The sequence below is a fragment of the Corynebacterium sp. HMSC074C05 genome (genome assembly GCF_001838325.1).
In the GTDB taxonomy this organism is placed as follows: Bacteria; Actinomycetota; Actinomycetes; order Mycobacteriales; family Mycobacteriaceae; genus Corynebacterium; species Corynebacterium amycolatum.
Map to the genome: position 1 here is coordinate 87,430 of NZ_KV836297.1, position 21,861 is coordinate 109,290.

The window sequence follows — 21,861 nt, forward strand, 5'->3', positions numbered from 1 at the left end:
CGCAGCCGAATAGGGTGAAAAGTGACTGTATTTGCGTCTCAGCACGTCTTCGAAACCGGAAATTGGGTGCTTTTACCGTGTCTCCTGCGCCGCAAGCTCACTTCCAAGTCGATCCGGAAGCCCATGGCTCCCATGGGAATCATCACGCACCGGTGGTGCGAACGGTTCGACATGACATCAATAAGAAGCCATTTATTGTCATTTGGGAGGTCACACGGGCTTGTGGCTTGGTCTGCAAGCACTGCCGTGCAGATGCACAGCACGAGCCGCATCCTCACCAGCTTTCGACCACCGAGGGCAAGATGCTGCTGGAGACCTTAGCGTCGTATAGCAAGCCGAAGCCTCTTGTAGTGCTCACCGGCGGTGATCCGTTTGAGCGCGATGACCTGGAAGAATTGGTTCGGTTCGGCACGGAACAGGGCCTGAATATGTCGCTGTCGCCATCGGTGACGCCGCGATTGACGCCGGAGCGGATTCAGTCACTGCGTGAGGCCGGTGGCAAGGCGATGTCGATGTCGCTCGATGGCGCGGCTGCCCAGACCCATGACAAGTTCCGCGGGTTTTCGGGCACTTTTGAAAAGACGCTCGAGATGGCTCCGCACATCAACGAGGCCGGTTACCGGCTACAGATCAACTCAACCCTGACCAAGGGAAATATTCATGAGGCACCAGCGCTGCTGAAGACCGTCATGGAGATGCAGGCCAAGATGTGGTACGTTTTCTTCCTCGTTCCCACTGGTCGTGGTGCGGATTTGGGCGCTTTGTCGCCGGAGGAACGCGAGGACGTTCTGCACTGGTTGTCGGATGTCTCCAACCGAATTGCCATTAAGACGACGGAAGCGCCGCAGTATCGGCGCGTCGTCATGCAGCAGGAGGAAGCGAAAGAAAAGGGGCTGCCACCCTATGAGGGCGGCGAGCTCTACCGCTACTTGACTGAGGAAACGACAAAGCTACTCGGCGCTGTGCCGGAAAAGCCACGTCGACCGCGCTCCCCCATGGCCGTCAATTCCGGGTCAGGTTTTGCCTTCATTGACCACATCGGCGATGTCTACCCCAATGGTTTCCTGCCGCTTCACTGCGGAAATGTGAAGGCCACGCCATTCCAGGAAATCTATTCGAACTCGCCGGCGTTCAAGGCCCTTCGCGATCCGGACAATTGGCATGGAAAGTGCAGCGTCTGTGAGTACCACAGCGTATGCGGTGGGTCCCGGTCCACTGCGTATGCACTGACCGGGGATTACACCGCATCCGACCCGACCTGCATCTACATTCCGCCGCGGTGGGCTGCCCTGAGCGAAGAAGAGCGGCAGGCCTCTACCGGGCAGAATGCTGGGTCTGAGACGGCACAGGCTTTTTAGCTACAAGCCCTAGCCGCTACAGCTTTCTTAGTCGAAGCGCGGGCTCTCAGTGCGGGAGCGCTTAATTTCGAAGAAGTACGGGTAGCTGGCGACGGCAACCGAGCCATCGAAAATCTTGCCGGCTTCTTCGCCGCGTGGGATGCGAGTCAGTACCGGGCCAAAGAAGGCAACGTCGTTGAGCTTGACCACTGGAGTGCCGACGTCGTTGCCGACCTCATTCATGGCCTCTGCATGATTTTCACGCATGAGCTCATCAAACTCGGTGGTCAGAGCCTGGGTCAGACGCTCTTCCGGCAGCCCAACCTCTCCGAGGGCTTCCTTGATTAGCTCGTCGAATGCGTGCTTCGGCTCGTCGACATGCGCATGACGATCAATGCGGTCTTCATTGTGAACCTTCGTGCCCAGCGCCGTGTAAAGCTTGTCGACAGCCTCCTGACCATCCTGAGAGAACACTGCATTGAACAGGCGTGCCGGAGTCCAGTTGCACTGCATCATGAACTTGTAGTCTTCCGGCAGCTCGTCGCGGCCTTCGTTGAGCACAGACAGGCTCATCGGCTTCCACTCGACCTCGATGTCGCGGACCTTTTCTACTTCCTTAATCCAGCGCGACGTCACCCAGCAAAACGGGCAGGAAACGTCGAAGTAGAAAGTGACCTTGTCTCGATTGCTCATGTGAAAGTCCTCCTAAAGCATTGATTGACTTATCAACGACTATAGGGCGGAATTTTTCGGCTCGCATGCATGAATTCGAATGGGTCCGAAGTTCTACCGGACCCGGTGCTAACTGGCTCCCCCATCGGGCACCGTCCAGATTGCTTACCTAGCCGTTCCAGGGCAAGCCCGTGTCCTCCAGGGAATCAGCAGCAGCTTCCAAGTAGGCAGGCCAGTCGGCATAGTCCAGGAACTCCGGGCCCACCTCGTGATCCATAGAGACCATCTTCCCCGAGCGCATGTCCAGGCAGTAGTTGTTTCCGCCGAAGTCCATGACCAGCGGAATCCATGCCTCGTGATACCACTTGCCATCCGAGTCGGCGCTATCCATGCCTTCGGCTTCAAAATCATCGAACTCGCCGTCTGCCTGCAGCTGAGTCCATAGCTTGTAGTCGTTTAGAATCGACTTCGGTGGCGCAATCCAGCCGCCGTCCCACGGCTCACCGTCCACAGAACCGTGCCGCAGCCACGAAGCTCGCACGTAGTCCGGCAGCTTTACTCCGAGATCAGCCTCAAGCTGATCCAGTTCCGCTTCTGTCGCCGCAGCCTCCAGTGCGTCGTCGCCAAGCTTTGCTTCAATGCAATCCCACGCCGCGTTGACCCGTTCAACCTTGCTTGTATCATCACTGAGTTCGTACATGAAACGAAGTGTATTCACCTTCGGCTTTGCTCGCATGCCAAAGAGGCCAAAATCTCGCCCAATCGACCGCCGATGCGACCGCCTCAATCGACGTGGAATGAGCGAGGAAGTCGAGGTCGCCCCGCCCACCCCGCTACTGTCCGATTGTCAATCCGGGGTCGTGGTTACACTTGTCGCATGACTTCCACGAACCTAACCAGGACCGAGGCCGCCGACCGTGCGGCCATGCTCGAGGTGTCCCACTACGACATCTCTCTCGACCTCACTACCGCACCCGTCGGTGGGCCGCACAGCGCACCAACATTCGCTTCCAAGACCACAATTTCTCTGACGGCGAAGCGCGCTGGTTCCACCTTTATTGATCTGCGTGATGCTGTTGTTAAGAGTGTGACCATCGACGGTGTCGATGCCACGGAGGCCGCTCGCTATGCCAGCGAGACCGGTATTAACGTGGACCTGACCGAAGGTGACCACACCGTCGTTATCGACGCGGACTGCCGTTACACCAACAACGGCCAGGGCATTCACCGCTTCCAAGATCCTGCCGACGGCGAAACATACCTGTACTCACAGTTTGAAACTGCCGACGCCAAGCGCGTGTTCGCCTGCTTTGACCAGCCGGATTTGAAGGCGACGTATTCAATCCACGTCGTGGCACCGAAGGGTTGGAAGGTTATTTCCAACTCGGTGGCCAAGACCGGCGCCACCACCGATGTCCACGGCAATGAGGCCGATACCTTCGACTTCTCGGTGGACGTTCCGTTGTCGACGTATCTCATCGCAGTCTGTGCGGGCCCATGGCACGAGGTCACTGACTCGTGGACCGGCACTGTCGCACCGCACCCGGAAACCCCTGCCGAACACCAGCCGGAGGGCGAGCTGACCATTCCACTGGGGCTCTACTGCCGCCAGTCCATCGCCGAGTACCTCGACGCTGACACTCTGTTCAAGGAGACCAAGGAGGGCTTCGACTTCTACGCCAAACATTTCGGCGAGCCCTACCCGTTCGGTAAGTACGACCAGATCTTCTGCCCGGAGTACAACATGGGCGCGATGGAAAACGCCGGCTGTGTGACCATCCGCGACGAGTACGTCTTCCGCTCCAAGCCCACCCATTACCTCTACGAACGCCGCAACGACACCATCCTGCATGAGATGGCTCACATGTGGTTCGGCGATCTGGTCACCATGCAGTGGTGGGATGACCTCTGGCTCAATGAGTCCTTCGCCACCTGGTCGGCCGCCGCCGCTCAGGTCGAGGTTTCCGATTACAGCCACGCTTGGACCACTTTCGCCAACGTCGAAAAGGCCTGGGCCTACAAGCAAGATCAGCTACCGTCGACGCACCCGATTGCCGCCGACGCCAGCGACATTGACACCGTCGAGCAGAACTTCGACGGCATCACCTACGCCAAGGGCGCGTCCACCCTCAAGCAGCTGGCCGCCTACGTTGGTCAGGATGCTTTCCTCGCCGGTGCTCGTATGCACTTTGCCCGTCACCGCTTTGGCAATGCCACCTTCGCGGATCTGCTGGACGCGCTCTCCGAGGCTTCCGGTCGCGATCTGTCTGGCTGGGCCGATCAGTGGCTGACCACCACCGGTATCACCACCCTGGCACCGGACTTCCGCCAGTCGGCCGGTAAGTACACCTCCTTCGCAGTCACACAGGAAGGTGCCGAGCCGGGTGCCGGAGAACTCCGCGATCACCGAATCGCCGTGGGTATCTACAACCTGCGCGGCACCGAATCGGATGCCGTACTCGAGCGCACCAAGCGCGTGGAAATCGACGTCCGTGGTGCACGCACCGAAGTCCCAGAGCTGGTCGACACTCCAGTCGGCGATGTCGTGCTGGTTAACGACGACGACCTCACCTACAGCATGATCCGCTTGGACGAAGGCTCGCTTGCCACCGTCATCGACAACATCGGTGCCTTCACCGATTCAATGGCACGCACCCTGTGCTGGTCCGCTACCTGGCAGATGGTTCGCGCAGGTCAGATGCGCGCTCGCGACTTCGTCAACCTGGTGCTCCGCGGCATCCCGGGCGAGGACAAGCTCTCCGTCTTGGAGCGCGTCATCGCTCAGGCGGTCAGCGCCGTCAACGTCTACGCCGATCCACAGTGGGCTGATTCCACCGGCCGCGACCTGCTGGCTCAGGGCCTGTTGGACTACGCGAAGAAGGAAACCGACGCCGACCGCGCCCTGGTTTTCGTTAACGCTTTGACCACCGTGGGCTCGTCGAATAGCGACGTCGTTGACGCACTGCGCGCCATCTACGCTGGCGACGCAGACAAGGCTGGTTTCCCAGCTGTCACAGTAGACACCGACATGCAGTGGCGCGCCCTGAAGGCGCTGGTTTCCGCCGGTCTCGAGGGCGAGGAAGCCATCGCAAAGCTTGAAAAGACCGACAACTCGGCACTCGGTGCGCAGGCCGCCATCGCCTGCCGCGCCTCTGTGCCGACGCTCGCCAACAAGTCCCGCGTCTGGGCAGAGGCGACGGTCTCCGGCAACGATGCCCCGTCGAACCTTGTCATTCGCCACTTGCTGGCCGGCTTCAACGCGCCGGGCTCGGGTGAGGTGCTCGCACAGGCGCTTGACGACGACTCCCGCGCCACCATCAACGCGGAGCAGTCGGCGACTTCGCTGTCGGAGCACTTCTTCGCCGTTGCCAACAGCTGGTGGAAGCAGTTCTCCTCCGAGACGGCCCAGACTCTGCTCGAGGGCTTCTACCCCACCTGGGAGATCAGCGAGTCGGCAATTGCGGCCGCTCAGCGCCTGCTCGACAGCGATGAGACTGCGTCGCCGGTCAAGCGCATCATCTCTGAGCAGCAGTTCCTGGTGAAGCTCGCTCTTCGTGCCCGCGAGTTCGACGCGAAGTAGCAAGTGATTTCGGCCGGCACTTTGGCCGTTATCGTTTTCGTGGCATCAAGTCGATAGACTTGGTGCCATGACAACTTCTCAGACGCTCTTTGACTCCGTCGGCGGCGAGGATGTCTTCAATCGCATCGTCCATGGCTTTTACACGCGTATGCGTTCCGATGACCTCATCGGCCCGATGTACCCCAGCGATGACTGGGAGGGCGCCGAGGATCGACTCCGCATGTTCCTCGTCCAGTACTGGGGCGGGCCGCGTTCGTACAGCGAACAGCGTGGTCATCCGCGCCTGCGCATGCGCCACATGCCGTTTTCCATCGGCGAAGCCGAACGCGACCGCTGGCTGGAGATCATGAGCGCCTCACTCGCAGACATTTCCGATGAAGAGCTCCCCCGCCCTCAACGCGAAGCCATGTGGAATCACATGGTGCAGGTCGCTGACATGCTCATCAACCGCTTCGACGCGCAGTAGGAATTATGCTCCTACCCCGCTAGTTCAGCAGCGGCAGCACGCCAAAGGACTCGAGCGTAAAGATCGAGCCAAACCGCCCATCCAGCCGGTGCCACCGTCCCTTCGTGGACACGCGCACCGGCTCTTTTTCATCCGGTTGCTCCGGAATGAAGCCCATCGCACACAGCGCAAACACATCCCGCATGGTCACGTCCACCACGCTTTTCGACGTCTCCTGCGACTGCCCCTCCCCTGAGTCAACAGTGGCTTCACCGGCCTCGCCGCTGACAGTAAGAACCTTCTGATCTAGCAGAGATGGCGGCATACCCATGGGGCCGGAAGATTCCACCGCGACCGCGCGCCCCTGCTTCTCGAGAGTCCGGAAAGCAGTGGCCGGAACATAGTCGACAACCTGCCATCCTTCCGGAACTGGCAAGAATCCCGGCCAGGAGGACGCCGACTGCGCATGCACCCGGTACGGCAGCGCGGTGAGCGAAGCTTCCTTGTCCTCCGCATCGTCGGATGATTTTGCCTGCGCGAAGGCACGCACTGCGATGTCTTTAATCTCCGCGGCAGTGACGATGATGTCGTCGGGAAGCGCATGTAGCGCAATTGTGCGCATGGCGAGCGGGCCGATCGGGGTCTTCACCCATACCTGTGACATTGCTGGCGCAGCGGTGGGCTCGGGCGAGGAACTGATACCGGCGGCGGTCTTTCGTGCGCGGATGCGAAGCAACGTGTTCTCGTCGAGGGCGTAGGCCTTATGGGCTAGGACGCCCAGGTTCTTCAGGGCATCGGGAGTGCCGAAGGTCAGCTCGGCAGCGGGATGAGAAGTGGTCACGGCGAATTACTTGTCCTGGTCTTCCTTGTTGTCTTCGATTGCGGGAGCTGCAAAACGCTCCAGTTCACGGCGGGCAGACGGGGAGAGCTCGACTGCCTTCGCAGTCTTGAGATCAAACATCACCATCACGGTTTCGAGCACAGCCACGATATGACCATGCTGGTCGGAGATAGTCTGGCGGAGTGTGAAAGAGGTGCGACCGAAGTTGATGATCTCGGTCTCAACCACAACTTCCTGGGTGTCCGGCAAGATAGCGCGGACGTAGTCAATCTCCAGGCGACGCACCACTGCCGCAGGCATCCCTGCCCCGCCGCCGAGGCCGCGCATCACAAAGTCCAGACGAGCCTGCTGGGCGTATTCCAGGAATGCGGTGTTGTTAGCGTGGCCATACTGATCGAAATCAGACCAGCGGATAGCGACGTTGGTACGAAATGGTGCTGATTCAGTCATACCCAGAACTATAGGCGTTTTCTGGCGCTACGAGCCTGCAAATAACGCGAACGCCCGGGACCTGTGCACTGGTGCGAGCCAGTCCAAAAGGTTCCGGGCCTTGCCGTTGGCAAAAATCAGATTCGCGGGAAACAGATTAGCGGGTCAGACGACGGTGAGTGACGCGCGACGGGCGTGCAGCCTCCTCGCCGTAACGCTCAATCTTGTTCTTCTCGTAGCCCTCGAAGTTGCCCTCGAACCAGAACCACTTGCCCTCTTCGAAGTTGCCTTCCCATGCGAGGATGTGGGTACAGGTGCGGTCCAGGAACCAACGGTCGTGGGAAATGACCACGGCACAGCCCGGGAAGTTCTGCAGTGCGTTTTCCAGCGAAGACAGGGTTTCGACGTCAAGGTCGTTAGTCGGCTCATCCAGGAGGATAAGGTTTCCGCCCTGCTTGAGGGTCAGCGCGAGGTTCAGACGGTTGCGCTCACCACCGGAGAGAACCTTCGACGGCTTCTGCTGGTCCGCGCCCTTGAAACCAAAGGCAGACAGGTACGCACGAGACGGCATCTCGTTCTGGCCGACCACGATGTAGTCGAGACCATCAGAGACAACCTCCCAGACGGTCTTTTCCGGATCGATATTTTCACGGCCCTGGTCAACGTAGCTGAGCTGAACAGTCTGACCGACCTTGACCTCACCGGAATCCGGCTGCTCCAGCCCCACGATGGTCTTGAACAAGGTGGACTTACCAACACCGTTCGGGCCAATCACACCGACGATGCCGTTACGCGGCAGGGTGAACGACAGGTCCTTAATCAGGACGCGGCCATCAAAGCCCTTCTCCAGGTCCTTGACCTCAACAACCTGGTTACCCAGGCGCGGCGGGGTCGGAATCTGAATTTCTTCGAAGTCGAGCTTCTTGTACTGCTCGGCTTCCTCCACCATCTGCTCGTAGCGCTCCAGACGGGCCTTGTTCTTGGCCTGGCGAGCCTTCTGCCCCGAGCGGACCCACGCCAGCTCATCCTTCAGGCGCTTCTGCAGCTTGGCGTCCTTCTTACCTGCAACTTCAAGGCGCTCAGCCTTCTTCTCCAGGTAAGTCGAGTAATTGCCCTCGTACGGGTAGAGCTTGCCGCGGTCGACCTCACAAATCCAGCCAGCGACGTGATCCAGGAAGTAACGGTCGTGAGTCACGGCCAGGACAGCGCCCGGGTACTTAGCCAGGTGCTGCTCGAGCCACAGCACGGACTCGGCGTCCAGGTGGTTAGTGGGCTCGTCGAGAAGCAGCAGATCCGGCTCGGAGAGCAGCAGCTTAGCCAGTGCTACACGACGACGCTCACCACCGGAGAGGTGAGTAACCGGCTCGTCTGCCGGCGGGCAGCGAAGTGCATCCATTGCCTGCTCAATCTTGGAATCCAGCTCCCAAGCATCAGCGGCGTCGAGCTCCTCCTGGAGCTTGCCCATTTCTTCCATGAGCTCGTCGGTGTAATTGGTGGCCATCTCCTCGGCGATGGCTTCAAAACGAGCCTTCTTCTCGAAGATGTCGCCGAGGCCCTCCTCGACGTTGCCGCGAACGGTCTTCTCCTCATTCAACGGAGGCTCCTGCAGCAGGATGCCAACAGTGGCGCCCGGCTCCAGGAAAGCTTCACCGTTACTCGGCTGATCCAGGCCAGCCATAATCTTCAGAATCGACGACTTACCTGCGCCGTTCGGACCGACCACGCCGATCTTTGCGCCCGGGTAAAACGCCATGGTGACGTTGTCGAGAATAACCTTATCGCCGTGCGCCTTACGCACGTTTTTCATCTGGTAGATGAACTCACCCATGGTGGAATTTCGTCCCCTCGTAAAAAGGAAATAAGCAATCCCTGTAGAGGTTACGCATAGGAACCAAAAGGCACAATCTACATGGGCGTACCCGCAATCCTTTCCCACCAAAGTCTCTGCCAGGCTACTAGCAAAACTAGCTGCGAGATAACGCTGCCGAATCGTATGCGATCCCTCCCCTTTCTCAGCAGCGTCATCTCACATGCAGCAAATACCCCTCCCCTCTTTTAGCGGCACTCCCCCTTAATCCGCTCTAGAACGACCAACTAACTCCTTGCCTGGAACAGGCCAACTAACTCCGTCACTAAAACGGCGCACTAGCTCCTGCACCAGCCATTTCTTGCTGCTCAGCACGAGCTGCACTTGTGTTCCCAGCCTCACTAGCGTCGCCAGCACCAGCGCTGAATGTACGCACTGTCTCGGTAACCGAGGCGTCCGATTCCCCAGCAGAAGCCTCACCAAGACCCGTCGGCGACTCATGCGGCTTCTCAGTCATAGTCTTGACCGTTGCCAGGTGACGACGCAGATTCGGCCCCACCGCCTTAGCAATGATCTTCTGGCGCTGATGCTTCGTACCATCATCGCCCTCCCAACGATCCGTACGAACGTGACCGTGGACAATAACGGCTTGGCCCTTCCACACCGTGTTATTCACGTTCTCGGCTAGTTTGCCCCAGCATTCAACATCAAAATATGACGTCTCCGACTGCTCCCAACCATTCTCCCCCTTCCATGACTTGCTGGATGCCACAGAAAACTTGCAGACCTTTGCCCCAGAATTGGTATTTCGATTTTCCACATGATGGACCACATTGCCCACCACGGTAATAACTGCCTCAGACATCGGGCTCCTCCCCCAAAAGAAAGCGTTTACCTACTTCGGCCGAATAATCCGAAGATGTCTCATTCGTGCCGTGCCAATTACTTTTCCGGCTCCGGGAGGCAAGCGAAAGAGGCAAACAAAAAGCCTGTGGATAAGTTCGTCTAAAAGACAACTATCCACAGGCTTCATATGAAGGTAAGGGGCGAGGTCGCAGCAATCCTCGTCGTCAAGCGAACGAAATCTGCTTAACGACGCTACCTTCCACGCCTCTTCGAGGCATCAATCGGATTGTCCATGTGCACCGGATGCTGCGCGTCAACCTCTGAGGTGTAGTAGTCGCGCTCATCCTCGCCACCGACACCGACCTGCTGGCTCATACGCGCGAGCATTTCGTTGTATGCAGCCAACTCCTCATCGTTGTTGCGGTCTGCGACGCGGTCGTAGCGTGCTGCATCCTTCTCATCGGAACGTCGCCACTGCACAAACAGCGCAACGGTGACGATATAGAGCGGAACCTCACCGGCGGCCCACGCGACGGCACCACCGACGTTCTGATCCTCCAGGAGATTGACTGCCCAAGGGAGATCCAGGCTGGCGTAGTAGGTCTCGGCAAGCACCTTCTGCGACTGCATCAGCGAAATACCGAACCAAGCGTGGAACGGCAACGAACCCATCAGCGTGACCAGCTTGACCGACGGTTCAATCTGCTGTGGCGCAGCATCGACACCGATAATGACCCAGTAGAAGATGTAACCGGAGATCAAGAAGTGGATGTTCATGAACACGTGACCGGCGTGCTCGTCTGCCAGGAAGTCATAAATCGGCGTCATGTAGAGCAGATAGAACCCTGCAACGAACTGCACAGTTGCCACCACCGGGTGCGTGAGGAAACGCGACACCGGATTGTTGATGAAGACCACCAGCCACTCACGAATACCCGGCAAACCGTCGCGGCCGGCCGGCTTCAGCGCACGCAGCGCGAGCGTGACCGGACCACCCAGTACCAGCATGACCGGGATACCCATGGAGTAAAGCATGTGGGCGATCATGTGAACCGAGAACAGAGCCGGCATGTACACGCCCAGGGCGCTGCACGAAGTAAACAGCAACGTGACGCAACCGCCGAGCCACCACAGGGTGTTGGACAGTGGCCAGGTTCCTCCACGCTTCTTCAGCAAGTAGAGCCAGTACAGGTAAATCCACGCGGCAATGATGGCGGCAGAGCCGAAGAAAATGTCAAAGCGCCACTGCGTGAACATGGCCTCCCAGCCGAATGGGATCTCCAGGTTGTAGCCGAGCTTGACCTGCATCTGCGTAATGGACGGCAGGCCCTCACCACCGGCCTGCTCAGAGAAATTCGGTGGCGGCGGAGTACGGCCGAGAGCCACGGCAACGCCAATCGTGAGCGCCATAATGATGACCTCAACAATGGCCAGTCGCCAGAACGGGCGATTCGACTGGGCACGCTCAATCTCCGGAATGGTGATCTTGCGGTGCACATAGCCACACAGGCCCAGCAGGATGGTGAGCACCGCCTTGACCAGCACCATGATGCCGTAGTTATTGCTGACCAGGTCAGACCAGTCGATGTTGATGGCTGCGTTAATGAAGCCAGAGGCAGACATTGCAATGAATGCAACCAACGCCACGAAGGAGTAGCGCTTCACGACTTCTGGCATCCACTCACCACGACGACGCGCGTGGCCAACCAACGCCATCAAACCGCCGACCCAAAACACAGTGAAAGTCAAGTGCCAGATGTAGGAGTTGGTGCCGTAGTCATGCGCACCACCGGAGGCGTTGTGGCTCACAACAGCCAACGGCATCATCGACACCAAGCTGATGGCGAAGAACACCGGCTGCCAAATCCACTTACGAGTCAGCGATGAACCAAGCGCCACAATGCCCGCAAAAATAGCTACCCACAGCCACGCCAAGCCCTCCTTGGTCTGCTCCAAGGACACAGCCCAGTTGCTCAGCTGAATCGTAGTTGACAGCGGCTGGCCCGACACATCGGAGAGAACCAGCGGAATCTCCATCAGCGCCATGAGACCCCAGCCGAGCATGGCCCACATACCCGTGCGGGATGCAGTGTAGCCGTCGAGGCCCAAAGTGCCGTCGGCACGCTGCTTCGTACCGAAAGCAGCGAGCATAAACGAGCCGACACCGAGACAAGCGAGCAACTCACCGGTCGCCTTGGCGAACGGAAATCCGAAGGTAGTGATTGTGCCCGGATCAGGAATGCCCAACGTGGCGCGCGAATCCATGTTGAACGCCATCGAGAGCAAACCGGCTAGAACGCCGCCGATAAGCACAAAAACAACGTACCAACCAGCAGATTTACGGACTTTCTTATCCTTGCTAACAGGCGGAGAGGTCTCGGCCTTGGTTGTGGCAGTCATAGCCCTAAGCTTAGCGACCAAAGTCCCTAGAACAGAACCGGTAACTGCACTGGGATGAGAACCGGTTGTGATTGGCTACATTAAAGACGCTACAATGCTTTTCTTAGCTAGCCTCCATAGCTCAGTGGACAGAGCAGTCGGCTTCTACCCGATTGGTCGAGGGTTCGAATCCTTCTGGGGGCGCAAAAATAACCCGCCTGGCCTGGTTTTATACCAGCATCAGGCGGGTTTTTACTTCTTAGTTCTTCGTGTTATCTCCAGGATCCGGACGCAAGTAGCGGTCAACCATGTCGACGACCTCTTCGACAGATTTCTTGTCTAGCGTCGCGCCCTTGCCATCCGGACGCCACACCAGCACCATCGTCTGAATCAGACGGTAAATGTTTCGCGCCAGCAGATATGGATCGTGCTCGCGAATAGTGCCGTCTTCCTGCCCGTGACGGACACCGGGGAGAATAAACTTCTCCACAATTTCCAGCTGAGTGTCGCTCATCTCCCCAGTGAGCGCTTCTAAGACGCGGTCGGGATCTGTCTTGACCAGGCCAGGGAAAAAGTCACTTTCAATGATGCGTTGAACGACGATTCGAATACGCAGCAACATACGAGCGCGTGAATCGCCAGGGACATAACGGAGCCCCTCAAGCATATGCAGGATTTCGCGGTTGGTCACTTCCGCGAGAAGCTCGCCAATATCGGCGTAACGGCGATATACAGTCGGCCGCGAAACTCCTGCCTTGCGAGCAATTTCTGCAATCGAAGTCCTACGCAAGCCAACAGTCATTACGCTCTCACGCGCAGCGGCAATGATGACATCATCGACGGATGGTTTCTGTGCCGCGGTGTTGCTTTGAGCAGCGTCGCCAACACGACTCGTCTCATCCATGTAACTATTTCTCCCGTTGGAATCCGAATTCAGAAGTAATTTTATCAGGCAAATAGGTCGATTTAGTTCATGCCCCGTTGTCCAATTCTAAAACCTCACTTTCCAGTTAATTTCGTTTCCCCGCAATTCGTTCCACAAACCACGCGCCAAACCACGCGCCAATCCACGCGCCCAACCGCATCACAATCCACATCGCTAAGCTGGGCGTAGTCAACACGTGCCCCACAGCCCAGTCCGGGCACAAAATAAGGCGCACTGCAGAAACATGCCGAATCTCAGCGAAAGGTGAAATCATGGCTCAGCCCGATCCCGATCTCCAGCTCTCCACTGAGCTCGACCGAATTGTGTGGATTGACTGTGAGATGACAGGCCTCGAGCCCGAGCGCCACGTCATTGTCGAAATCGCGGCTCTCGTCACCGATGCCAACCTCAACGTGCTTGGAGAAGGCGTGGACATCGTCGTGCACGCGTCCGAGACCGAATTGGCACAGATGGACGATTTCGTCACCAAGATGCATGCAAAGTCCGGCCTGGATCAGGAGATTCGCGCAAGCAAGACAAATGTCGCCGACGCCGAACAAGCTGTTCTGGACTACATCCACCAGTGGGTTCCCGAGCCCCGCACCGCTCCGCTGGCAGGAAACTCGATTGCTTCCGACCGCAAGTTCATCCACCGCTACATGCCAGAGCTCGATCAGCACCTGCACTACCGCATGATTGATGTCTCTTCCTTCAAGGAACTGGCCCGCCGTTGGTACCCCCAGGTTCTCAAGGGCGCTCCAGAAAAGGGTCTCGCTCACCGAGCTCTCGCAGATATCAAGGAGTCGATCCGCGAGCTGGACTACTACCGCCGCGCCATGCTCCTACCCCACCCTGGCCCCGATGCCGACGCTGTTTCCGCCGCAAGCAAGGAATCCACAGAAAAGTACGGTGAAATTCGCGGCTAGCTCGCTTTACGACGGCCCCAAACCCTAACCCTTTCCAAATTTATCCGGGTTGACCTGCTGTTTTTGTTTCCAGCCCACTGTGGGCTACCATATAGTTCGCTGCAGAGATGAACTGAGAAAACAGTTCATTTAATGCGGTAATGGTGACTGTAGTTCAGTTGGTAGAGCACCAGGTTGTGATCCTGGGTGTCGCGGGTTCGAGTCCCGTCAGTCACCCCAAGTAGAACCCTCGGCCAGGAATTTTCCTGGCCGAGGGTTTTTGTGTTTCCACGACCCCTAGAATCCGCCGACTGCGTTTATGTTTAGCGGCAGCGGGCCAATGCGAGTTACTGACTACGTTTATGTCAAAAATGGCCCAAAAATGGCATGAAAGTGTCATAAACTCACACAGTTTCACATTTGCAGCCCATTGTTTCTGGAGTTCAAGGACAAAATGTGCGCCTTTCCCGGGCGTGGTTATTTTGCCCCAGCCTTTGGATGCCCCCCCCTGCCCACTCACCCACTCACCCACTCACTCATCCGCTCACGCAGTGACTACCGAGTAGCTACCAGCCCTGCATCCGATGCCTGCAGTTTGCCATCGACCATCTCCACGATTCGGTCGGCGCCGTGGAGCTGCCCCAGGTCGTGGGTGATGTACAGCGTGGCCACCCCCATCTTCCGCGTCACATCCATAATCAGTCGCGTCACGGCCCCTGCGCTCTTCTGATCCAAGGCCGCGGTCGGCTCGTCGACTAGCAGTACTTCCGGCTCATTCATCAGTGCCCGCGCAACATTGACGCGCGCCTGCTGACCACCGGAAAGCTGGCTTACGCGACGGTCTCCAAGCCCTTCCAGGCCAACTGCCTCTAGCAGCTCATCCGCGCGCTTCTCCGCTTCACGACGGCCACCCGCGGGCCAACCGAAGACGCGGCCCAGTCGCCGCATCGCGATGAGCTGCTGCTTAACCGTCAGCGCTGGCAGAAGATTCGGCTGCTGGAAGACGATACCGACATGTTCGCGACGAACCTTGGCAGCATCCGCGCCGCGAGCGCTCAGGTCAATGGCCGTCCTTTCCGCACTCTCGTCCGCGCCGGCACCGTTCGCGTCCTGCTTGGTGGAGTACAGAGTGACATGTCCGGTATCGGCGCTCTTCAAACAACCTGCGATGGTCAACAGAGTCGACTTACCGGAACCCGATGGACCAACCAATCCAACTACCTCGCCAGCTCGAATCTTTAGCGAGATGTCATCCAAAATAGTGCGCTTGTTTTCACCGTCCTGGACGGTCAGCGAAATGTTCTTCAGCGCCAGTGCCACGGGAGCCTTGTTGTCGATGTAGGTAGTCATTTTGTCCTCAATTCCTCAGTTGCTGGTTGTGCAGGTTTCGCATGATTAACGCGATGTACGGGTTGTGTGGGAAGCCGCCGTAGTAACGAGCCACTATGCGTTCGCCAGTGCGGTGGTCGGATCGACGCGGAATACCGGCACCAGTGCCAGCAGCGCACCAACTACGCCGGTCGCAGCGAGAATGAGCCCCGGAACGATGGTCGTGGAAGCATCGATCACAATCGGCATGACGTTGGCGCTCTGCAGAGCCCAGCCTGCAGCTGCAGTCACCGCCACGCCGCCGCCGACTCCGATTGCCAGCACGGCCAGGACCTGTGCCAGAGAGTCAGCCACCAGCACGGAGCGGGACGCACCGAGCGCCGAGGAAATGGCTACACCACGCAGTCGCTGGACGGTCCACACGGTGAAGAAAGCGCCTACCACCAGCGCGGAGATCACATACAGCATCGAGGTCATCGCGTTGAGCGAAGTCTGCTCTCCCTGGTAGGACGCCGACAGGTTGTTACGCTCGCCGTCGCGCAGAATGGTTCCTTCCGAGACATTCGGCAGCTGCGCCGTAGTCTCGTCGACAACCATCGCCGCCGGAACCATCTGCCCCGGCGTCAGGTCTTCCATCACGCCGCGCCCGGCGTAAATAACTGCCTGGTGATCCAGCCACTTATCCCCCACCACGCGCGCAACGGTGGTCTCGTGGTCGCCCATCGCGCCAGACAGGGTCAGCGATTCACCTTCCGCAATGGCGGTTTCACTGACACCGTCGGTGACGGCCACCTGATCGTCGTTAAGCGAAAAGTCGGAGATGACGGTGACGGGCGTTTCATTGACGCGCGCACGGCTGACGTAGACATCGCGGACGTCTGCGCCGTTATCGCTCGCCCACGTCCGGACGTTCTTACGCACCGACTCGCCCATGCTTGACGACGACAACGACGTAGCCCCCTCAGAGACGACGACGGCATCGTTTTTGCCGTAGACCTCATCAAGTGCGGAGACGGACTGGTCGGACAGGTCGGCAGCCAAAGCCGAGAGGAATGTGACCATCACAGCAATCATGCCGACGGTGATGGTAATCAGTGCGGCACGGCCTGGAGCGGCTCGAAGTTCTTTCATTGACTGGTACATACTCATTATGGTTGTGGATTCAAAGGAGGATTTAATCGCCAGGGAGGTTGAACTTCGTCTCCAACTTTCGGTTGATGTTGACAATTCCGGCTTGTCAGCGGTGTTTTGGCAGGTGGAACTGTCCTAAGCTCGAGGGCGTGGATACTCCTGAGACCCTGAACCGCAGCTGGCAGATACTGCGGTTTGCCCTGGACGTTTTGGTGCTGGTGCTGCTGGCGGTATGCGTGGTTCCGGACCCGCAGTGGCGAATCATCACCTACGCGGCGTGCTTTCTGGTGGTTTATGTTGCGGGTTCGGTCGGACCAATCGGGCGGGCTCGCCATGGCAACGTTGCCAACGAGGTTGCGCTGACGAAGCCGCGCGGCCTGCTGCTGGGCTGGCTGGTGATTCTGCTGCTGTGCTGGGCGGCGTTGGCGTTTGCGACGCTCGACGCCTCGTTCCTGGTTTTCCCACTGTTTTTCGTAATTCTGCAGGTCACTGGCGGCCTTACGGCTGTAATCATGGTGGCGGCGACAACGGCGACGGCAATTGGCGCCATCGCTATCCATACTCCGCTGACATTTGGTGGTGTCCTCGGCCCCATCCTGGGCGGGACGTTTGTACTCACGGTGGGTCTGGGGTTTCGGCTCCTGCAGAAGGAGACTATCGAAAAGACCAAGGCGCTGGAGGAGCTCTCAGCTGCCCGCGCCCACTCGGAAGCACTGTCCCGTCGTGCCGGTGAGCTGGACGAACGCGCACGCCTCGCAGCCGACATTCATGACACCGTGGCGCAGGGACTTTCCTCCATCCAGCTGCTGCTGCATTCGGTGGAGTCTCGCATGAAAAGTGCTCCCACTCAGCATGACCAGGCCTCGGTGGATTCGCTGCAGCTCGCTCGCAAGGTCGCGGCCGACAACCTCGCCGAGACTCGGCGCATTATCGCAGCACTTCAGCCGGCGCCCCTCGAAGGGGCTGACCTATCCGGTGCGTTGGAGAAAGTCTGCTCTTCCACGGTGCTGGGCGATGCTGTCAGCTTCTGCGTCGACGGCACACCCACGCGACTGCCGGCCACCGTCGAAGCCACAATCATCAGGGTGGCCCAGGCGAGCTTGGCGAACGTCGTCAAGCATGCACACGCCACGCGCTGCCGCGTCACTCTGACCTATCAGCCCGACGAGGTTCTGCTCGACTGCGTCGACAACGGCATCGGCTTCGACCCCACCGCACCAACCAACGACGACAGCGTGGGTATCGCCAACGCGCGCCGACGCGTGGAAAAGCTCGGCGGCACCTTCACAATCGAGTCGGAACCTGGGCGCGGCTGCGGTGTCAGCGTCAGCATCCCGCACGAGCTCGCCTCTTAAAGCCCCGCGCCTGGTATGCAGGTAGCAAACGACCATTCACATCACCCGAGGAGATAGCCAGGTGACCAAGCCCATCGGAGTCCTCATCGCCGACGATCATCCCATCGTGCGCGCTGGTCTTCGCGCCGTCGTTGAATCGGCGCCGGATATCGTCGTGGTTGGCGAGGCGGCCAGCGGTGACGACGCGGTCGAGAAGGTGCGTGCATCGCTTGACGACGACTCTTGCGACCACATCGATCTGGTACTCATGGATCTTCGCTTTGGCGAGGCCCCTGGCACCGCTTCCCGCGCAGGCGGAGTTGATGCCACCGCAGCCATCCGCGCACTCGCCGGCCGCGGCGTGAAGGCTCCGGAGGTGTTGGTGGTGACCAACTATTCTTCGGACTCCGATGTCCTCGGCGCTGTCACCGCTGGCGCAGTTGGTTATCTACTGAAGGATGCCGCTCCGGAAGAACTCATCGATGGCATCCGTCGCGCCGTTCGCGGCGAGACCGTGCTGAACACACAGGTGGCCGGGCGCTTGATGGGGCGGATGCGCAACCCCAATACAGCACTAACCCCGCGCGAACTCGAGGTGCTCGAGTTGGTCGCGCGGGGTATGTCGAATAGGAAGATTGCCGAACAGCTGGTGCTCACCGAAGCGACTGTGAAATCGCATCTGGTGCATATTTTCACCAAGCTAGACGTCAGCTCCCGCACCGCGGCTGTTGCTCGGGCGCAGGAGCTGGGAATGTTGGGTGAATAGTAAGCGGTCTAACCCGTGTGACTTAAGTGATGGCCTCGCTTAGAGGACAGGGGGCTACCAAGAGCTGGTCTCGTCGGCGTTGCCCTTCTTCCAGGTCTCCCACGGGATGTTCCAGTCACCTAGTCCATCAACACCGGAGAGCGTCTCGCCAATCGTATTCTTCACAATCACGATGTCACCGCGCTTAGTGTTGTCCAGGAACCACTTAGCGTTGGCGTCAGTGACGTTGATGCAGCCGTGAGACTGGTTGACGCTGCCCTGTGCCCATGTTGACCACGGCGCACCGTGGACGTAGATACCGGAGTAGGACATCTGCGTTGCGTAGTTGACCGGCGTGACGTAGCCACCGTTTTCCAGAGACAGGCCGTAGGTACGGGAGTCCATCACCATAGTCTCGTTGCGATCACCGATGATGTACTGGCCATTCGGAGTCGGGTGAACATTCGACCCCATAGAGATAGGCATGGAGTTTACGACTTCACCGTTCTTCTTAATGACCATGGTCTTCGTCGCATCATCAGCGATAGCGATGACTTCATCACCGATGGTGAAGCTGGTTTCGGCGGACTCCGCACCGTACATGTCGTCACCGAGATCCGTGCCGTAAATATCGGACTTCACGGTAACCTTGGTACCCGGCTTCCAGTACTCCTTTGGACGCCAGCGCACCTCACTGTTATTCAGCCAGTAGAAAGCACCTTCCACCTTAGGCTCGGTGGTCACCTTAATGGCTTCCTCAGCGGCCTTGCGGTCCGAAATACTCGCGCTGAACTTCACAGCAATAGTCTGACCGACACCCACGGTGGAACCATCCAGCGGGGACAGGTACCCATTCACCTGAGAAGTCGGCTCGACGGTGGTGAAAGAAGTAGCCAGCTTTTCTGTGCCTGAGGTGGCGTTAATCTCATAGGTCTTTGAGTAGCCCAGGGGTTCTGCAGTGGTCCACTTGGTACCACTGGAGTCGAGCTTGCCCTTGACCTCTTTGCCCTCAGGGTTGGTCATTACAACCTTGTCCAGGCGATGTCCCTCTTCCACCTGAACCGAAATCGGGTCAACCACCGAAACATCGGTGGCATCGTCCTTCACACTGGCGACAAGACCAACGTCTGGCTTCTCCGCCTCTTGCTGCTCGGCATTATCTCCGCCGACGGTACAAGCAGCTAGCGAAATGGTGGCCGCAAATGTCACCACCGCCATCGACAGGCGCTTAAAAGATTGCCGCATGATCGTGCTTCACTCCAACAGTGCAATTATTAAGTAGTAAGTCCCGAGGACACACTGTGACACACAGCGGAGTCCTGCTACAGCCCCTGGTGCGCCCTCGAAAAAGTTCAGACTACCCTGCAACGGCACTAGCCGCCGATAAAACACCCGCCCTAACTGAAAAAGCCATAATGACTGCCCAATCGCAGTTTTCTACTCTTCACAGGGCGCAGCACGCAAAGTAGCCCAACGGTTCCTACAGTTAACCCTCTGGAAAAATGCTGTGCAACCCCAAAAAACCGGGGCACTTCCACCGACCTGGGAAAACGGCGCACCCCCTAGGAGGCGTTACCGAAAAGTAACCAGTTCGCTATTCAAAAGTGCCACCGGACGTTACCGGACGTTACTAAACACCGCCGAACGTCACCGAACGTAACTACGACATCAATGCACGCTCCCGGCGTTGATGACCTTGATACAGCCCCACCCCACTTTGAGGATTTTCAAACTTTTTTTGAACTTTTTTCAAACGCTTGCGCAAAACCCTTCAAAAACACGCAAAAACATCAATCCAAAAACAGCGCCTGACCAGCCGATTTTACAAACAATCAGAAACCTGGTTATATATCTTCTCGTTGCCGGCGAGGAGCTCACAAAGAGAGCGCCAAGCAGGAAACAATAAGCGCCATTAGCTCAACTGGCAGAGCAGCTGACTCTTAATCAGCGGGTTCGGGGTTCGAGTCCCTGATGGCGCACAACACAGGCCGGGAAGGTAGAAATACCCTCCCGGTCTTTTTGTTGCGCAACAAGCGCAGTCGCCAACTTGCGCCCCATGCCTGACTCACATAGGGATTAGATACGCAAAAGCACACGACCCCAGGTAGCCACCCGAAGACCGTGCGCTAAATACTGAAAACTACTTAGCAGCAGTCTCAATCATCTCGCGAATGCGGTCGATTTCCTTGCTGCGATTGCGGTTACGACGAATGCCCATTGCGATGCCGCCAACAACGAGTGCGGCAACGACACCCAGTGCTGCCTGCACCTTAGGCTCATTCAGAGCATCGAAAACACGGGTCTTTGCGTCATCCGCAACGTTCTTCGGATTCGTTCGCACGGTTAGCTCATCCAGAGTACGGGCGAGCTGGTTACGGTTACGCTCAATATCGCGCTGGATATCTTCAATGCTGCGAGCCACGTAAACTCCCTAAAAAGTTGAATATCTAAAGTGATTGTTCGCCTAAAAGACTAACACTTCCACTACAGCAACGTGGGCGAGCACGGGGAAAAACTCAACGCATTGCTTCAGAGTCGCCACGCACCGCTCCAGAGTCGATACGATTAAGCCATGACTACTTCTTCCTCCAGCGACAAAGAATACGGCCAGAACAACATCCGACTGGAAGCTGGCGATCCTGCCCCAGCGTTTACTCTTCTCAACGACGCCGACGAGCAGGTTTCTCTGTCGGACTACGCGGGCAAGCCCGTGCTGATTTACTTCTACCCGCGGGCCAACACCCCAGGCTGCACCACTGAGGCATGCGACTTCCGCGATGAATCCGCAGCCCTGAACGATGCCGGCATTCCTGTCGTAGGTATTTCTCCGGACAAGCCGGTAAAACTCGCAAAGTTCCGTGAGGACCACGGCTTGAACTTCACCCTCCTGTCCGATCCGGACAAAGAAACTATGACCGCGTTCGGCGCTTTCGGCGAGAAGAAGAACTACGGCAAGGTTGTCCAGGGCGTCATCCGCTCGACTTTCCTGGTTAATGCCGAAGGAGAAATTGAAAAGGCCTGGTACAACGTTCGGGCCAAGGGCCACGTCCAGCGCGTGCTGCGTGATTTGGGCGTGGAATCACAGGCTTCCGACAGCTAGCTTGTCGCAAGGCCTGCTCTGGCCCCGGCCCCAAACTCTCATCTCATATCATCCCG

19 protein-coding genes and 3 tRNA genes are annotated in these 21,861 nt (G+C 58.1%); 10 read left to right on the forward strand and 12 right to left on the reverse strand.

Going from position 1 to position 21,861, the window contains the following annotated elements; genetic code table 11:
* Positions 1 to 152: 152 nt before the first annotated feature.
* On the forward strand, positions 153 to 1,358 hold the full coding sequence (locus HMPREF3042_RS10275; protein WP_070857093.1) for a TIGR04053 family radical SAM/SPASM domain-containing protein: 1,206 nt from the start codon (positions 153 to 155) through the stop codon (positions 1,356 to 1,358).
* A 27-nt stretch (positions 1,359 to 1,385) separates the two neighbouring features.
* Here HMPREF3042_RS10275 and HMPREF3042_RS10280 read toward each other — a convergent pair whose 3' ends face one another.
* A complete protein-coding gene (locus HMPREF3042_RS10280) occupies positions 1,386 to 2,030 on the reverse strand; it encodes a mycothiol-dependent nitroreductase Rv2466c family protein (RefSeq protein ID WP_070857094.1) in 645 nt (214 codons plus the stop codon).
* 148 nt (positions 2,031 to 2,178) lie between these two features.
* On the reverse strand, positions 2,179 to 2,709 hold the full coding sequence (locus tag HMPREF3042_RS10285; RefSeq protein WP_246822425.1) for an SMI1/KNR4 family protein: 531 nt from the start codon (positions 2,707 to 2,709) through the stop codon (positions 2,179 to 2,181).
* A gap of 177 nt (positions 2,710 to 2,886) precedes the next feature.
* On the opposite strand from HMPREF3042_RS10285, the gene pepN reads away from it, so the two are divergent.
* Both pepN and HMPREF3042_RS10295 read left to right on the forward strand, forming a co-directional pair.
* Positions 2,887 to 5,589: an aminopeptidase N gene (gene pepN / locus HMPREF3042_RS10290; RefSeq protein ID WP_070857096.1), complete on the forward strand. Its 2,703-nt coding sequence runs from the start codon at positions 2,887 to 2,889 to the stop codon at positions 5,587 to 5,589.
* A 67-nt stretch (positions 5,590 to 5,656) separates the two neighbouring features.
* Positions 5,657 to 6,055 carry a globin gene (locus HMPREF3042_RS10295; RefSeq protein WP_038628076.1) on the forward strand — a complete coding sequence of 133 codons (399 nt, stop codon included), beginning with the start codon at positions 5,657 to 5,659 and terminating at the stop codon, positions 6,053 to 6,055.
* A 19-nt stretch (positions 6,056 to 6,074) separates the two neighbouring features.
* On the opposite strand, the gene HMPREF3042_RS10300 is transcribed toward HMPREF3042_RS10295, so the two are convergent.
* The 5 genes from HMPREF3042_RS10300 to HMPREF3042_RS10320 form a co-directional block, all read right to left on the reverse strand.
* On the reverse strand, positions 6,075 to 6,875 hold the full coding sequence (locus HMPREF3042_RS10300) for a DUF8185 domain-containing protein (protein WP_070857097.1): 801 nt from the start codon (positions 6,873 to 6,875) through the stop codon (positions 6,075 to 6,077).
* A gap of 6 nt (positions 6,876 to 6,881) precedes the next feature.
* Positions 6,882 to 7,325: an acyl-CoA thioesterase gene (locus tag HMPREF3042_RS10305; protein ID WP_048734885.1), complete on the reverse strand. Its 444-nt coding sequence runs from the start codon at positions 7,323 to 7,325 to the stop codon at positions 6,882 to 6,884.
* A gap of 136 nt (positions 7,326 to 7,461) precedes the next feature.
* Positions 7,462 to 9,132 (reverse strand): energy-dependent translational throttle protein EttA, encoded by a 1,671-nt coding sequence (ettA, locus tag HMPREF3042_RS10310; RefSeq protein ID WP_016422285.1) that lies wholly within the window; start codon positions 9,130 to 9,132, stop codon positions 7,462 to 7,464.
* A gap of 304 nt (positions 9,133 to 9,436) precedes the next feature.
* Positions 9,437 to 9,976 carry a single-stranded DNA-binding protein gene (locus tag HMPREF3042_RS10315; protein ID WP_038628068.1) on the reverse strand — a complete coding sequence of 180 codons (540 nt, stop codon included), beginning with the start codon at positions 9,974 to 9,976 and terminating at the stop codon, positions 9,437 to 9,439.
* Between the two features lie 233 nt (positions 9,977 to 10,209).
* Positions 10,210 to 12,357 carry a bifunctional copper resistance protein CopD/cytochrome c oxidase assembly protein gene (locus tag HMPREF3042_RS10320; RefSeq protein WP_048734880.1) on the reverse strand — a complete coding sequence of 716 codons (2,148 nt, stop codon included), beginning with the start codon at positions 12,355 to 12,357 and terminating at the stop codon, positions 10,210 to 10,212.
* Between the two features lie 110 nt (positions 12,358 to 12,467).
* Between HMPREF3042_RS10320 and HMPREF3042_RS10325 the strand changes: the two genes are divergently transcribed.
* Positions 12,468 to 12,540, forward strand: a tRNA-Arg gene (locus HMPREF3042_RS10325).
* A 55-nt stretch (positions 12,541 to 12,595) separates the two neighbouring features.
* Here the strand turns inward: HMPREF3042_RS10325 and HMPREF3042_RS10330 are convergent.
* Positions 12,596 to 13,240 carry a TetR/AcrR family transcriptional regulator gene (locus HMPREF3042_RS10330; RefSeq protein ID WP_070857098.1) on the reverse strand — a complete coding sequence of 215 codons (645 nt, stop codon included), beginning with the start codon at positions 13,238 to 13,240 and terminating at the stop codon, positions 12,596 to 12,598.
* A 293-nt stretch (positions 13,241 to 13,533) separates the two neighbouring features.
* Between HMPREF3042_RS10330 and orn the strand changes: the two genes are divergently transcribed.
* On the forward strand, positions 13,534 to 14,187 hold the full coding sequence (gene orn / locus HMPREF3042_RS10340; protein WP_070857100.1) for an oligoribonuclease: 654 nt from the start codon (positions 13,534 to 13,536) through the stop codon (positions 14,185 to 14,187).
* A 143-nt stretch (positions 14,188 to 14,330) separates the two neighbouring features.
* Positions 14,331 to 14,406 (forward strand) — tRNA-His (locus HMPREF3042_RS10345).
* A 315-nt stretch (positions 14,407 to 14,721) separates the two neighbouring features.
* Here HMPREF3042_RS10345 and HMPREF3042_RS10350 read toward each other — a convergent pair.
* Both HMPREF3042_RS10350 and HMPREF3042_RS10355 read right to left on the reverse strand, forming a co-directional pair.
* Positions 14,722 to 15,516 carry an ABC transporter ATP-binding protein gene (locus HMPREF3042_RS10350; RefSeq protein ID WP_070857101.1) on the reverse strand — a complete coding sequence of 265 codons (795 nt, stop codon included), beginning with the start codon at positions 15,514 to 15,516 and terminating at the stop codon, positions 14,722 to 14,724.
* Between the two features lie 93 nt (positions 15,517 to 15,609).
* Positions 15,610 to 16,626, reverse strand: coding sequence for an FtsX-like permease family protein (locus tag HMPREF3042_RS10355; RefSeq protein ID WP_083327472.1), 1,017 nt, complete (start codon positions 16,624 to 16,626; stop codon positions 15,610 to 15,612).
* 149 nt (positions 16,627 to 16,775) lie between these two features.
* Between HMPREF3042_RS10355 and HMPREF3042_RS10360 the strand changes: the two genes are divergently transcribed.
* Together HMPREF3042_RS10360 and HMPREF3042_RS10365 are read left to right on the forward strand one after the other, a co-directional pair.
* On the forward strand, positions 16,776 to 17,981 hold the full coding sequence (locus tag HMPREF3042_RS10360; RefSeq protein WP_070857103.1) for a sensor histidine kinase: 1,206 nt from the start codon (positions 16,776 to 16,778) through the stop codon (positions 17,979 to 17,981).
* Positions 17,982 to 18,042: 61 nt separating this feature from the next.
* Complete coding sequence (locus tag HMPREF3042_RS10365; RefSeq protein WP_082149821.1) at positions 18,043 to 18,726, forward strand: LuxR C-terminal-related transcriptional regulator; 684 nt, start codon at positions 18,043 to 18,045, stop codon at positions 18,724 to 18,726.
* Positions 18,727 to 18,780: 54 nt separating this feature from the next.
* Here HMPREF3042_RS10365 and HMPREF3042_RS10370 read toward each other — a convergent pair whose 3' ends face one another.
* Positions 18,781 to 19,950 (reverse strand): L,D-transpeptidase, encoded by a 1,170-nt coding sequence (locus tag HMPREF3042_RS10370; protein ID WP_070857104.1) that lies wholly within the window; start codon positions 19,948 to 19,950, stop codon positions 18,781 to 18,783.
* 661 nt (positions 19,951 to 20,611) lie between these two features.
* Between HMPREF3042_RS10370 and HMPREF3042_RS10375 the strand changes: the two genes are divergently transcribed.
* Positions 20,612 to 20,684, forward strand: a tRNA-Lys gene (locus HMPREF3042_RS10375).
* 161 nt (positions 20,685 to 20,845) lie between these two features.
* Here the strand turns inward: HMPREF3042_RS10375 and HMPREF3042_RS10380 are convergent.
* Positions 20,846 to 21,127, reverse strand: coding sequence for a DUF3618 domain-containing protein (locus tag HMPREF3042_RS10380; protein ID WP_038628049.1), 282 nt, complete (start codon positions 21,125 to 21,127; stop codon positions 20,846 to 20,848).
* Positions 21,128 to 21,277: 150 nt separating this feature from the next.
* Between HMPREF3042_RS10380 and bcp the strand changes: the two genes are divergently transcribed.
* Positions 21,278 to 21,805: a thioredoxin-dependent thiol peroxidase gene (gene bcp / locus HMPREF3042_RS10385; RefSeq protein ID WP_070857105.1), complete on the forward strand. Its 528-nt coding sequence runs from the start codon at positions 21,278 to 21,280 to the stop codon at positions 21,803 to 21,805.
* The last annotated feature ends 56 nt before the right edge of the window (positions 21,806 to 21,861 follow it).

Excerpts from the sequence above, each read along its gene's own strand:
- HMPREF3042_RS10285 (WP_246822425.1), bottom strand. The coding sequence starts at position 2,709 with ATGTACGAACTCAGTGATGATACAAGCAAGGTTGAACGGGTCAACGCG.
- ettA (WP_016422285.1), bottom strand. The coding sequence starts at position 9,132 with ATGGGTGAGTTCATCTACCAGATGAAAAACGTGCGTAAGGCGCACGGC.
- HMPREF3042_RS10330 (WP_070857098.1), bottom strand. The coding sequence starts at position 13,240 with ATGGATGAGACGAGTCGTGTTGGCGACGCTGCTCAAAGCAACACCGCG.
- HMPREF3042_RS10280 (WP_070857094.1), bottom strand. The coding sequence starts at position 2,030 with ATGAGCAATCGAGACAAGGTCACTTTCTACTTCGACGTTTCCTGCCCG.
- HMPREF3042_RS10305 (WP_048734885.1), bottom strand. The coding sequence starts at position 7,325 with ATGACTGAATCAGCACCATTTCGTACCAACGTCGCTATCCGCTGGTCT.
- orn (WP_070857100.1), top strand. The coding sequence starts at position 13,534 with ATGGCTCAGCCCGATCCCGATCTCCAGCTCTCCACTGAGCTCGACCGA.
- HMPREF3042_RS10320 (WP_048734880.1), bottom strand. The coding sequence starts at position 12,357 with ATGACTGCCACAACCAAGGCCGAGACCTCTCCGCCTGTTAGCAAGGAT.
- HMPREF3042_RS10350 (WP_070857101.1), bottom strand. The coding sequence starts at position 15,516 with ATGACTACCTACATCGACAACAAGGCTCCCGTGGCACTGGCGCTGAAG.
- HMPREF3042_RS10370 (WP_070857104.1), bottom strand. The coding sequence starts at position 19,950 with ATGCGGCAATCTTTTAAGCGCCTGTCGATGGCGGTGGTGACATTTGCG.
- HMPREF3042_RS10295 (WP_038628076.1), top strand. The coding sequence starts at position 5,657 with ATGACAACTTCTCAGACGCTCTTTGACTCCGTCGGCGGCGAGGATGTC.
- bcp (WP_070857105.1), top strand. The coding sequence starts at position 21,278 with ATGACTACTTCTTCCTCCAGCGACAAAGAATACGGCCAGAACAACATC.
- pepN (WP_070857096.1), top strand. The coding sequence starts at position 2,887 with ATGACTTCCACGAACCTAACCAGGACCGAGGCCGCCGACCGTGCGGCC.
- HMPREF3042_RS10315 (WP_038628068.1), bottom strand. The coding sequence starts at position 9,976 with ATGTCTGAGGCAGTTATTACCGTGGTGGGCAATGTGGTCCATCATGTG.
- HMPREF3042_RS10355 (WP_083327472.1), bottom strand. The coding sequence starts at position 16,626 with ATGAAAGAACTTCGAGCCGCTCCAGGCCGTGCCGCACTGATTACCATC.